A 10,726-nucleotide genomic window follows, 5' to 3' on the forward strand; every position below is an offset into this window, starting at 1 on the left:
GGTGCGATGCGCGCCGGGGCTTTTTCTTTGCCCGCTTGTTCTTTGCCCTCTTGCGTTTGTCATTTATAGCTTCCGCGCATGTTGCCCGACATCGTCACCTTCTGGCATGGCCCGATGGACGCGCTGCGCCAGACCTGTCTGCGCTCGCAGCTCAAGGCCGGGCATAGGGTCACGGTCTACAGCTTCGACACCATTCCCGGCCTTCCAGCCGGTGTCGACAACGCGGAAGCGGAGGCGATCCTGCCGCATGCGTTCTCCGAAAAGTTGCGGCCACCGCAACCGGACGGAAGCTGGCGCGACTGGACCACGCTTCAGTTCAGCGACTTCTTCCGCATGAAGCTGATGGCGCAAGGCGCAGGCCTGTGGCTCGACGCCGACGTGCTGCTCTTGAAGCCCGTCGAGATCGATCCGGCAAAACCCTATTTCGCCTGGGAGCGGCCGCGCCAGCTCGGAAACTCCGTGCTGTATCTGCCGCCCGAGCACGGCATCGTTCGCGCATTCGAGGCGCTGATGAAGCAGGAGGAGCTGACGCCGGACTGGCTGTCGCTGCGCCATCGCGTGACGTTTGCACTGCGCCGCCTGCGCGGCGGCTCGAACCGTCTCTCGGATATTCGCGTCGCGATCTACGGACCCGCCGCGCTGACCGCGCTCGCGCACCGCTTCGGCGAACTGAGCTACGCACTGCCGAAGCAATCGTTCTACGCCGTGCATGCCGAGCCAAGACTGTTCTTCGAGCCATCCAACTATCTCGGCCTCGTCGCCAACCCCGAGATCATCGGCCTGCACATCTCGCCCAAGGGACGCGGTGGCCAGAAGCCGATTCCGGGAAGCCTGTATGCCTGGGCGACGGAGCGGTTTGCGTGACTCGTGCTCCACCCGCCCTGCCGCGACGCCCAGGGCGACCAGCACGTGACCTCAAGAGCTAAGGCGCCGAAGCATCCACATCGTCATGGCCGGGCTTGTCCCGGCCATCCACGCCTTGCCCGGCGGCACGAAGAACGTGGATGCCCGGGACAAGCCCGGGCATTGACGACCTCTCGTGGATGCTCATATGCGACTATCTTTACCCCGCATCGCTGTTTGATCCAGCGCAACGCGATTTCCTGCAGGTCTGCTCTACTCGCTTCAACACCGTCGAATGGAGCTTCGAGATGAGCACCGAGAGCAGACCTTATCCCGTGGTGCAGAACCTCATCGATTCCTTTGCCGGCTGGCTGAAGCATCGCCGCGAGTTGAATGAAATGCGGCAGCTCGATCGTTCCGACTTCAACCGGATCGCAAGCGATCTGCGCGTCTCACCGGATGATCTCGAGGAGCTGGTCCGTCACGGCCACCATGCCGCCGACGAACTGCCGAAAATGCTGGTGCAGCTCGGCATCAGCGAGGAGCAGCTCGGCCGCGCGCAGCCGCTTCTGCTCCGCGACATGGAGCGCGTTTGCGCTCTGTGCAACGAGAAGGCGCACTGTCACCGCGACCTCGCCGACGGCACCGCCGCCGAGAACTACGGGGGTTATTGCCCGAACGCCTCCACGCTGGAGACGCTCGATCGCACGGGCCACGCACCGCACTGACGACCCGCGGGAGCATTCGCTAGGGCGGGTACTTCAAGGCAGCTATGGGCAGGGATGGACCTGTCCGTCATAGCCCCTGTAACTTCCGGAGGATGGATTATAGGTTCGATATTGCTGACAGTTGGCGCCCGTGCTCTGGCTCACAGCCCGGTGCCGTCGGCCTGTTTCAGTTGCTCTATTCTCTTGTTCACCTTGCCCCACAGCAACGCCAGCAGGCTGCTTGGTGGCCGGCGAGTCCTCAACCGGGATCGCTTTCTTCTCTTCGATGGCCTGGCGCACTTGTGCCAATTCAGTTGCCAGCGCCTCGGCTCGATCGTGCTCCTGCTGCAGCGACTGCCGCAATTCCGTCGTCGCACTCTCGATTGACTGCTTGGGTTGTTGCGCCACCTCGCTCGCCCCACTGCTGCCGCGTGGACGTGCCAATCCCGTCGTCTCGGTTCTGCTTTGCGCCTTCGCACCGTCCCCCCCAAGCGCAGTGGTGGCCGAGAGCTCCCGGGGATTCAGCATTGTCCGCTGCAAATAGACCCCGCCAATGACACCTGCGATGACCATTGCGGCGATCCACCAACGTGCAGATCCTCGTCGCTCGTGCAGTGGCACAATCTGAACAGTCTCTGCAAGCGCAGAGCCCATCGCGGTGGCGGGTCGCTCGGGGGGCATACCCGACGGCGGGGACTTAAAAAAATTGTAGCACGGGTACCAGTGCGATGGCGTCATCTGGATCACTTCGCCGTACTCGCCGATCCATTCATCGGTCTCGGCAGACCACCGAGCAACCTCAAAGCTTTCGCTCGCTTCATCCTCGAGCACGATGGTGTGCCCATTCTTCGGTGCGATCTCTATCGGATAGCGCATGCGAAGGACGCCTCTTCAACTTGACGGGTAGGTCAATGATGACCTGCGCTGGCTGGGAATTCAGGAAAGTCGCATCGCTTTCATTTTTGTCAGCATCCCTCCACGACCGTGACCATCACCCTGCCTAGAATGCACAGTGAGACGACCAAAATTATGACTAGAGCGATTGCGCGATGATGTTCCCGTGCGGTTCCTGCGGACGCCCCGGCATCAGCGAAGAGCAGCTCGGCCGCGCGCATGCGACGGCGACCTCGTCCGCAACGCCGCGGCCGAAAACTACGGGGTTATTGCCCGAACGCCTCCACGCTGGAGAGGTTCGATCGCAGGGGCGGCGCGCCGCCCTGACAAGCGGTCTACTGGGTCAATTTATAGCAGTGCCCGCCGCCCCTATGCCTTACACGCGCGCGGCAAGTATCCAGCGTCGAAAATGAGCAGTCCGGTTGTCCGGCGGCTTTGGCCCCTCTCAATTGCGCACAGAACGTGGCAGCATTGGCAGCTGGAGGACTGAGAACGAAGCCCATCGAGAGAAGCGTCATCGCGGAGATAAGCGCCAGCTTTGCACGCGACATACCGATTCCTCCTATGCGATTCTGCCCCATTCTTCTTGTTCGAGATTGCCAAAACGTGCTGCTCGTTCAGTGGTTGCTAAGCGCGCGTGCAAGGTTTCAAAAATCCTCATTCGGCAGCCCTTCGCAGCGACGGCTCGTTAGCCGGATGCCTGGGTGTTGCGGAACATCCACCCGCTGCCTGGGTTCCGGCGAAGTCAAATGTGAGCGCGCCCTGTCGTCATGATCGCGCCTCTTGGCGACGAAAGTACATGTATGCGCCGACGGTCAGGTAATTGGTCGCGACCGCGATCACATTCCACATGATGATGTTCCTCGAGCCGATGGATGCGCCATAGATCACCCAGAGAATTTGGAAAGTGCCCATGATGGCCGCCATTCTGGGGGTCATGCCGACGCTCGAGCGTCGCTTCAGCATGGCAATGAGGTCGGGCAGTGCGGCGAACGTCGTCCCGAATCCCGCCGCGAAGCCGACGATCTGAGTGAGATCCATCACCCCTCCTCTCACATGCGCGGGCAGGCAAGTTTGCGGCGCGCCCTGTTTGACGACACGTAAGACAATCCCGCTTACTCAAATTGCACGGGCTCTTAAAGCATCTCCGACTCGTGAACACATGGAACCGATTAGCCGACAAGAGACTTTCCGGTCTGTGTTAAACGTTGCCGGCGCGCATCAAGCGCGAGCAGGGGCAGCACTCAAGTCAGTACGGGAGTGTTCAATGTCAGACCTTGTTGCGATCGTGTACCCATCCGAAGCCAAAGCAGAGGAAGTTCGGCAGAAAATACTCAAGCTCCAGAAGGAGTATCTGATCACGATCAATGATGCCGTGATCGCAGTCAAAACGGGGGATTCCGTCAAACTCAATCAGCTGGTGAACACAACTATGACGGGCGCCGCGAGCGGCAGCTTCTGGGGACTGCTGTTTGGCCTGGTGTTCTTGAATCCTCTGATCGGCGTAGCTCTCGGTGCCGGCGCGGGCGCATTGGGCGGCGCGCTGACCGACTTCGGGATTAGAGATCAGTTCATGAAGGACCTCGCCGCGAAGGTGAAATCGGGAGATGCCGTTCTGTTCCTGCTGATCCAGAGCATGACCTCAGACAAGGTTCTCAATGAGATCAAGGTTGCGGGAGGGACGGTCCTCAAGACCTCGCTCGATGAAAAGAAGGAACAGCACCTGCGCGATACACTCGCAGCCGCAACTCAGTCCAAAGCTGCCTAGGTCCAGGACTGTCTGGGCCAAGACTGTCTAGGCCAAGACTGTCTAGGCCAAGACTGTCTAGACCAAGGCTGCTAGCCGCATGAGGCAAGGCTTGGGAGAGCAAGAGTCGCCGAGGGCGGCGAGGAGCAGATCGTGCGAAAATCGACTTTATGGGCGTTCGCTATCGCCGCTGCTTCGGCGGCGGCGATGACGACTGGCGGTCGTTCGCAGGCGGCCCTGATGGCACCACTGGGCCTGCATGAGGCCGCAGATCAGCTTCGTCTTACCGAAACGGTCCAGTTCACCTGGGGAGGCCGCCGTTACTGTTGGTACAACGGCGGATGGCGGGGCGGCGGCTGGTACTGGTGTGGCTACAATTGGCGGCGCGGCATGGGCTGGGGTGGTCCGGCCGGGTGGCGTGGGTGGCGACGGCCAGGCCACCGCCCGGTAGCTCGCCCACCGACAGTTCGCCCGCCGGCAGCTCGCCCACCGAGGCCAGGTCGACCGGGGCCAAATCGACCTGGGTCAAGCCGGCCGGGAATGCAGCGACCGCAAACACTCCCTGAGCGCATTCCCAACAGGTGATGGTCACCGCTTTGCCCGGCCGTAGGCATCAGACGGCCGGACATCGCTTTTTCTGAGCACAGCCTTTACCCTTGCTCATCGCCACGATCGCACCCGCGATCGCGATCGAGCGACGCCGCTATGGCAGCTTCCCCGGAAATCCGAGTTGGGGCGCCTTTCAGACCTGCCGGCGTGTTGATATGTGAGATACGAAATGAGGCAGACGATGAAATCCCGGGTAGAAACACTCACGCCGCCGAACACGCCGAAACCGATTGGACCTTACAATCACATCGCCAAAGTCGGTGAACATATTTGGATCGGGGGGACCGCCGGAGTCGATCCAGCGACAGGACATTTGGCAGGGGCAGACATCGGTGCGCAGACACGGCAAATCTTCAAGTCATTCCAAGTGATGCTTGATGCTGTCGGCTCCGACCTCAGCCACGTGACTCACATCAACGTGTTCTTGCAGCACATGTCCGACTTCGAGGCGATGAATGCCGCCTATATCGAGATGATGGGCGACCACAGACCCGCGCGCACAGTTTTTTCTGTCCAGGAACTCCCCAAGCCAGGCGTCTTGCTTACGATGAACCTTACGGCGGTGACGCGAGAGCGATGAGCAGCTGCGCGCCGGACGGCGCGGTCACGAGCGGCAATTCTCTTCGCGAAAGACGAACGTCGCTTTCAAGCGTAGGCCCTAGCCCTTGCTCATCGCGGCGATTGCGTCCGCAATCTCGATCGTGCGGCGCGCCATGTCGGCGTGCAGGCGCTCGACCATCTGGCCGTCGAGGCGGATCGCGCCGCGCGAGACGTTCTCGGGCAGTTCGAACGCTGCGATGATCTTTCGGGCACGCGCGACGTCCTCCTCAGGCGGTGTGAAGATGACGTTGCAGGCCTCGATCTGCGAGGGATGGATCAGCGTCTTGCCGTCGAAGCCGAGATCGCGGCCCTGCGCACATTCCGTCGCGAAGCCGCTCGAGTTGTTGATGTCGCTATAGGGCCCATCGAGGATCTCGAGGCCGTGCGCGCGCGTTGCCAGGATGCAATGGGTGATCATCGGGATCATCGCGGCGCGGCCCTCCAGCATCCTGATCCGCGTCTCCCGCGAAATGTCGTTGGGGCCGAACACGAACCCGACGAGGCGCGTATTGGGATCACGCGAAGCGGCCGAGAGCTCTTCTGCATGCAGGACTGCACGCGCGGTCTCGATCATGGCCCAGACCTTCACCGTCGGCGCGGCGCCGAGCTCGGCGAGGCGCCGGCCGATCGTGTCGAGATCCTCGACGCTGGAGACCTTTGGAACCAGGATACCGTCGGCCGAGGACTTTGCGGCCATGGCGACGTCGTCGGCCCACCAGGGCGTATCGAGGCCGTTGGTGCGGATCAGGATCTCCCGCCTGCCAAAGCCCTTTGCGGCGATCGCGGCCGCGATCTGGTCCCGCGCCATCGCCTTGGCGTCCGGGGCGACGGAATCCTCCAGGTCCAGGATCAGGCCGTCGGCCGGCAGGATGCGGGCCTTCTCCAGCGCGCGGGGGTTGGAGCCGGGCATGAACAGGTGGCTGCGGCGCGGGCGGGTCATGCGAGCGTTCCCTTCAAGCTTCAAGTGTTCCCTGGAGGTCAAAGCATTCTCTCCGGAGCCGATAGCACCCGGCCTGCCTATTCGAAAGGCTTGTTCGCCCCTGCGGTATATGATTAGGCATAGGCCATGATCACTTTCCCTCAGCACTTGCTTGACGGCTACAAGGCCTTCGCGACGCAGCGGCTGCCGACCGAGCAGACGCGCTATCGCGAATTGTCGGTGAAGGGCCAGTCGCCGGAAGTCATGGTGATTGGCTGCTGCGATTCCCGTGTCTCGCCGGAAGTGATCTTCGACGTCGGTCCGGGCGAGCTATTCGTGATGCGCAACATCGCCAATCTGGTGCCGACGTATCAGCCCGACGAGAATGCGCACGGCGTCTCGGCGGCGCTGGAATATGCCGTGACGGTGCTGAAGGTGAAGCACATCGTGGTGCTCGGGCACGCGCAATGCGGCGGCATCCGCGCCTTCGTCGACAAGATCGAGCCGCTCAGCCCCGGCGACTTCATCGGCAAATGGATGCAGATGTTCATCAAGCCCGGCGAGGTTGTCGAGCAGCGCGACCGCGAGACGATGGCGCAATTCGTCGAGCGCATCGAGAAAGCCGCGGTGTTCCGCAGCCTCGAAAACCTCATGACCTTCCCGTTCGTGCGCAAGGCCGTCGACGTCGGCCAGATGCAGCTCCACGGCGCTTATTTCGGCGTCGCGGAGGGATCGCTGTTCGTGCTGGACAAGGTCACGAAGGAATTCAAGAGCGTACGCGAAGGCGAGTAGTCCGTAGGGTGGGTTAGCCGAAGGCGCAACCCACCGCTTCTTTCACCGCGGAAACCAAAGAGGTGGGTTACGCTTGGCGGACTGCGCTTCGCGCAGCCGCAAAGCTAACCCACCCTACAAATCCTCAAGCCGCCTTCTTTTTCGCCGTGATCAGCTTGCGGTTGATCAGGACCTCGGCGATCTGGATCGCGTTGAGCGCGGCGCCCTTGCGCAGATTGTCCGACACGCACCAGAACGCGAGACCGTTCTCGACCGTGGCATCCTCGCGGATCCGGCTGATATAGGTCGCGTCCTCACCGGCCGCCTCATAGGGCGTGGCGTAGCCGCCGGGCTCCTGCTTGTCGATGACGAGACAGCCGGGCGCCTTGCGCAGGATCTCGCGCGCCTCATCGGCTGCGAGCGGGTTCTCGAATTCGACGTTGACGGCTTCCGAATGGCCGACGAAGACCGGCACGCGCACGCAGGTCGCCGAGAGCTTGATCTTGGGATCAAGGATCTTCTTGGTCTCCGCCATCATCTTCCACTCTTCCTTGGTGTAGCCGTCCTCCATGAAGACGTCGATGTGGGGAATGACGTTGAAGGCGATCCGCTTGGGGAATTTTTTGGCGATCAGCTCGTCATTGGTGTAGACGGCCTTGGTCTGCGAGAACAATTCGTCCATCGCGTCCTTGCCGGCGCCCGACACCGATTGATAGGTCGAGACCACGACGCGCTTGATGGTCGCCTTGTCGTGCAGCGGCTTCAGCGCGACGACGAGCTGTGCCGTCGAGCAGTTCGGGTTGGCGATGATGTTCTTCTTGGCAAAGCCCTTGGTCGCGTCCGCATTCACCTCCGGCACGATCAGCGGCACGTCCGGGTCCATGCGCCAGGCCGAAGAATTGTCGATCACGACCGCGCCGGCGGCGCCGATCTTCGGCGACCATTCCTTCGACACGCTGCCGCCGGCCGACATCAGGCAGATGTCGACGTCGGAGAAGTCGTAATGCTCGAGCGCTTTGACCTTCAAGGTCCGATCGCCATAGGAGACCTCGACGCCGACGCTGCGACGTGAGGCCAGCGCCACGACCTCATCCGCAGGGAATTTGCGCTCATCGAGGATGTTGAGCATTTCCCGTCCGACATTGCCGGTCGCTCCGACGACTGCGACTTTGTAACCCATCGTTCACTCTCCGGATGAAAAAGGCCTTCCCAAAGCGGCGCGCTTAACCAGGAAGAGCAGCGCTTCTATGCGAGAACCGCCCTCAAGACAACGTTTGACCGTGCCAGAAGGCATTGATGCCGCCGTACCAGGCCCCCGCGGCCGCATTTCCCAGAACCAGGATCCATCTGGCACTCCTAGGCTTTGCCGACGAGATCGTCGGCACGCTGGCGCGCCTGTTCGTCTATGTGGGGACGCTGGCGCTGCTTGCCATCCTCGGCCTCGCCGCACTCGGCCAATTGCCGAGCCTGCATGACGACGAGCCGGCGACAAGACCAGGCTGGAGCGTGGCCGACCGCTCGCATCCCGCCTTTGCTGTCGGCCGCCTCGATTCCAACGACAAAACAGACGCTTACATCATCCTTCGGCATCCCGAGGGTGGCCGCAAGGACATCATGCGCTGGGTGGGCGATACGCCGGTCCCGGTCGCCGAACTCGAAATCTATCGGCTCGGCGATGAATTCGACCCGGCCGCACGCCTGCCTTCGGACATGGCAACCCGAATGGGTCTCGGTGCGGCGGCGCCGCTCGAGGAAGCCGGCGTCATCGACAGCAAGTTCGGCTCCGTAGCCCTGTATCGTCCGAGCGGGCAAGCCTCCGGCTGTCTCGGCTATTTCAAGCGGATCGAAGAGCCGGGCTTGCAGATTTCCGGCTGGTCGTGCCAGGGCGACGCGCTGCCCGCCCGGCGCGCCGCGATCGCCTGCACGCTGAACCGGCTGACGCTGCTCACCTCCGGCAACGAGCCGAAGCTGGCCGAATTGTTCGCCCATGCCGAGCTGAAGCGCCGTCCCTGCGGCCCGCCTTCCTCCGCGGACTGGCTGATGGGCGCCGGAAATGCGCAGCTACGCGGCGCGCTTTGACGCGCAGCAAGCCCAACTAGCTGGCAAGCGGCAGGCAAGTGACTGGTTTTCATGCAACTTTTGGCCGCAGGCGCAATTATTCCGGCGCGGTGTGACCCAATTGACCTAGTTGCGGTCCCCCCCGGCGCGCTAGTATGAGGTGAAATCGATTGGCGGCCTGCCGCCTGAAGGGGACGTGATGAGCTCGAAATTTTCCGCCGCGAACAAATTGGCGCTGTGGCTTGCGGCGGGCACTGTTGCCGCCATCGGCTTCACCGCCTCGGTCGACGCCCAGACCAAGCGCACCTATGACGATCGCGGCCGCGTCTATTACGGAGCGAGCGGCCCCAACGTCGTTTATCAGCAGGGCCCGCGTACCCGCATCTATGTCAGCAAGCGCTCCTGGCTCGACGGCGGCACCGAGGTCAATCCGGGCGACCGCAAGTTCATGGACTATGCGTTTCCGCCGGAGATCGGATATCCGACCTTCGCCCGCGAGAACAACAACCGTCCGATCGATCGCCAGCCGCTGTCGACGCCGGCCGATGTCGGCGGCTATCCGCGGAATTTTCCGCTCTACTGAAGCGGACATGGCAGATAGAATCGAAATGGCCGGGCTCACGCCCGGCCATTTCGTTTTGCGATGACGTCTGGTTCTACCGACCGGGTACCAAAAGCCCGGTCGTGGCGTTCGCAAAATCGTTCGATCGCCTCGGAGCGAAAATCCCCCAAGCGCTCGAAGATGATCTCATCCGGCCAATCCCACCAGGCGATACGGCGCAGGCTCTCCGCGACAGAATCGGGAAAGCGCTGGCGGATGGGACGCGCAGGAACGCCGCCGACGATGGTGTAGGGCTCTACGCTGCGGCTGACGACCGCGCCCGCGGCGATCACCGCGCCGTCGCCGACCGTCACGCCCGGCAGCAGGATGGCGGCATGCCCGATCCAGCAATCATTGCCAACGATCACCCGGTCGCTGCGGCGCTCCGCAAAGAAGTCGCGGTCACGGGTCGCTGTCGCCTCGTAATACTCGGGGCAATAGGTGAAGCGATGTTGGGACGGCCGACCCATCGGATGGTTCGGCGCGCCGATCCGCACCGAGTTGGCGATTGCCGTGAATTTCCCGATCGCGGCGTCGGCGACCTCGCAGTTCTCCCCGAGATAGGAATAGTCGCCGAGCGAGGCGAATTCGATGCGCGTGTTGCAGAGGATTTCGCAACGGCGCCCGATCTGCGCCTCGCGCAGGCGCACCGTTTCATGGATGACGGTTTCCGCGATCTTGGGGCGGGGTGAGGCATCCATGAAGCGGCTCCTGAGATGTGGGGCGGTGCATCCCGGTCACGTTTACGCCGGACCGCGTAGGGTGGGCAAAGGCGCTCTTGCGCCGTGCCCACCATCTCTCCGCGACTGCGATAGAAGGGGTGGGCACGCTTCGCTTTGCCCACCCTACAACGCGCTACGACTCTTGCCGTTACGCGTGCAGCTTCTGCAATTCCTTCAGGATCGCTTCGCCCATCTGCGTGGTCGAGGCGGCGGTGGTGCCTTCCGACTTGATGTCCGCCGTGCGCAGACCGCTGG

At 62.4% G+C, this 10,726-nt stretch carries 13 protein-coding genes; 7 read left to right on the forward strand and 6 right to left on the reverse strand.

All coding sequences use genetic code 11. The annotated features are described in order from the left end of the window. Nucleotides 1-78: 78 nt before the first annotated feature. Both Q3C01_RS44075 and Q3C01_RS44080 read left to right on the forward strand, forming a co-directional pair. Nucleotides 79-864: a glycosyltransferase family 32 protein gene (locus Q3C01_RS44075; RefSeq protein WP_458151594.1), complete on the forward strand. Its 786-nt coding sequence runs from the start codon at nt 79-81 to the stop codon at nt 862-864. 287 nt (nt 865-1,151) lie between these two features. Further along, nucleotides 1,152-1,571: a hypothetical protein gene (locus Q3C01_RS44080; protein WP_458151609.1), complete on the forward strand. Its 420-nt coding sequence runs from the start codon at nt 1,152-1,154 to the stop codon at nt 1,569-1,571. 42 nt (nt 1,572-1,613) lie between these two features. Here the strand turns inward: Q3C01_RS44080 and Q3C01_RS44085 are convergent, their stop codons facing one another. The 3 genes from Q3C01_RS44085 to Q3C01_RS44095 form a co-directional block, all read right to left on the reverse strand. Further along, complete coding sequence (locus Q3C01_RS44085) at nt 1,614-2,426, reverse strand: BA14K family protein (RefSeq protein WP_458151596.1); 813 nt, start codon at nt 2,424-2,426, stop codon at nt 1,614-1,616. A gap of 353 nt (nt 2,427-2,779) precedes the next feature. Continuing rightward, on the reverse strand, nt 2,780-3,025 hold the full coding sequence (locus tag Q3C01_RS44090; RefSeq protein WP_458151597.1) for a DUF3551 domain-containing protein: 246 nt from the start codon (nt 3,023-3,025) through the stop codon (nt 2,780-2,782). Nucleotides 3,026-3,212: 187 nt separating this feature from the next. Next, nucleotides 3,213-3,485 (reverse strand): SemiSWEET family sugar transporter, encoded by a 273-nt coding sequence (locus Q3C01_RS44095; protein ID WP_458151599.1) that lies wholly within the window; start codon nt 3,483-3,485, stop codon nt 3,213-3,215. A gap of 226 nt (nt 3,486-3,711) precedes the next feature. On the opposite strand from Q3C01_RS44095, the gene Q3C01_RS44100 reads away from it, so the two are divergent. Beyond that, the gene (locus Q3C01_RS44100; RefSeq protein WP_458151600.1) at nt 3,712-4,212 is read left to right on the forward strand and encodes a DUF1269 domain-containing protein; all 501 of its coding nucleotides are present in this window, start codon (nt 3,712-3,714) and stop codon (nt 4,210-4,212) included. A 757-nt stretch (nt 4,213-4,969) separates the two neighbouring features. Beyond that, entirely contained in the window at nt 4,970-5,380 is a 411-nt protein-coding gene (locus tag Q3C01_RS44105) for a RidA family protein (protein WP_458151601.1), read from the forward strand. Nucleotides 5,381-5,458: 78 nt separating this feature from the next. Here the strand turns inward: Q3C01_RS44105 and Q3C01_RS44110 are convergent, their stop codons facing one another. Further along, the gene (locus Q3C01_RS44110; RefSeq protein ID WP_458151603.1) at nt 5,459-6,340 is read right to left on the reverse strand and encodes an HpcH/HpaI aldolase/citrate lyase family protein; all 882 of its coding nucleotides are present in this window, start codon (nt 6,338-6,340) and stop codon (nt 5,459-5,461) included. A 126-nt stretch (nt 6,341-6,466) separates the two neighbouring features. On the opposite strand from Q3C01_RS44110, the gene Q3C01_RS44115 reads away from it, so the two are divergent. Beyond that, on the forward strand, nt 6,467-7,111 hold the full coding sequence (locus Q3C01_RS44115) for a carbonic anhydrase (RefSeq protein WP_458151604.1): 645 nt from the start codon (nt 6,467-6,469) through the stop codon (nt 7,109-7,111). Between the two features lie 124 nt (nt 7,112-7,235). Here the strand turns inward: Q3C01_RS44115 and Q3C01_RS44120 are convergent, their stop codons facing one another. Beyond that, nucleotides 7,236-8,270 (reverse strand): aspartate-semialdehyde dehydrogenase, encoded by a 1,035-nt coding sequence (locus tag Q3C01_RS44120; RefSeq protein WP_458151605.1) that lies wholly within the window; start codon nt 8,268-8,270, stop codon nt 7,236-7,238. Nucleotides 8,271-8,386: 116 nt separating this feature from the next. Here Q3C01_RS44120 and Q3C01_RS44125 point away from each other — a divergent pair, with 116 nt between their 5' ends. Both Q3C01_RS44125 and Q3C01_RS44130 read left to right on the forward strand, forming a co-directional pair. Beyond that, entirely contained in the window at nt 8,387-9,169 is a 783-nt protein-coding gene (locus tag Q3C01_RS44125; RefSeq protein ID WP_458151606.1) for a hypothetical protein, read from the forward strand. 178 nt (nt 9,170-9,347) lie between these two features. Beyond that, on the forward strand, nt 9,348-9,731 hold the full coding sequence (locus Q3C01_RS44130; RefSeq protein ID WP_458151607.1) for a hypothetical protein: 384 nt from the start codon (nt 9,348-9,350) through the stop codon (nt 9,729-9,731). Nucleotides 9,732-9,766: 35 nt separating this feature from the next. Here Q3C01_RS44130 and Q3C01_RS44135 read toward each other — a convergent pair whose 3' ends face one another. Beyond that, the gene (locus Q3C01_RS44135; RefSeq protein ID WP_458151608.1) at nt 9,767-10,450 is read right to left on the reverse strand and encodes a DapH/DapD/GlmU-related protein; all 684 of its coding nucleotides are present in this window, start codon (nt 10,448-10,450) and stop codon (nt 9,767-9,769) included. Nucleotides 10,451-10,726 lie beyond the last annotated feature (276 nt).

It is taken from the genome of Bradyrhizobium sp. UFLA05-109, from assembly GCF_054185165.1.

Bases quoted from the DNA above. Each gene is read 5' to 3' on its own strand.
- Q3C01_RS44075 (WP_458151594.1), top strand. From the start codon at position 79: ATGTTGCCCGACATCGTCACCTTCTGGCATGGCCCGATGGACGCGCTG.
- Q3C01_RS44080 (WP_458151609.1), top strand. From the start codon at position 1,152: ATGAGCACCGAGAGCAGACCTTATCCCGTGGTGCAGAACCTCATCGAT.
- Q3C01_RS44085 (WP_458151596.1), bottom strand. From the start codon at position 2,426: ATGCGCTATCCGATAGAGATCGCACCGAAGAATGGGCACACCATCGTG.
- Q3C01_RS44090 (WP_458151597.1), bottom strand. From the start codon at position 3,025: ATGGGGCAGAATCGCATAGGAGGAATCGGTATGTCGCGTGCAAAGCTG.
- Q3C01_RS44095 (WP_458151599.1), bottom strand. From the start codon at position 3,485: ATGGATCTCACTCAGATCGTCGGCTTCGCGGCGGGATTCGGGACGACG.
- Q3C01_RS44100 (WP_458151600.1), top strand. From the start codon at position 3,712: ATGTCAGACCTTGTTGCGATCGTGTACCCATCCGAAGCCAAAGCAGAG.
- Q3C01_RS44105 (WP_458151601.1), top strand. From the start codon at position 4,970: ATGAGGCAGACGATGAAATCCCGGGTAGAAACACTCACGCCGCCGAAC.
- Q3C01_RS44110 (WP_458151603.1), bottom strand. From the start codon at position 6,340: ATGACCCGCCCGCGCCGCAGCCACCTGTTCATGCCCGGCTCCAACCCC.
- Q3C01_RS44115 (WP_458151604.1), top strand. From the start codon at position 6,467: ATGATCACTTTCCCTCAGCACTTGCTTGACGGCTACAAGGCCTTCGCG.
- Q3C01_RS44120 (WP_458151605.1), bottom strand. From the start codon at position 8,270: ATGGGTTACAAAGTCGCAGTCGTCGGAGCGACCGGCAATGTCGGACGG.
- Q3C01_RS44125 (WP_458151606.1), top strand. From the start codon at position 8,387: ATGCCGCCGTACCAGGCCCCCGCGGCCGCATTTCCCAGAACCAGGATC.
- Q3C01_RS44130 (WP_458151607.1), top strand. From the start codon at position 9,348: ATGAGCTCGAAATTTTCCGCCGCGAACAAATTGGCGCTGTGGCTTGCG.
- Q3C01_RS44135 (WP_458151608.1), bottom strand. From the start codon at position 10,450: ATGGATGCCTCACCCCGCCCCAAGATCGCGGAAACCGTCATCCATGAA.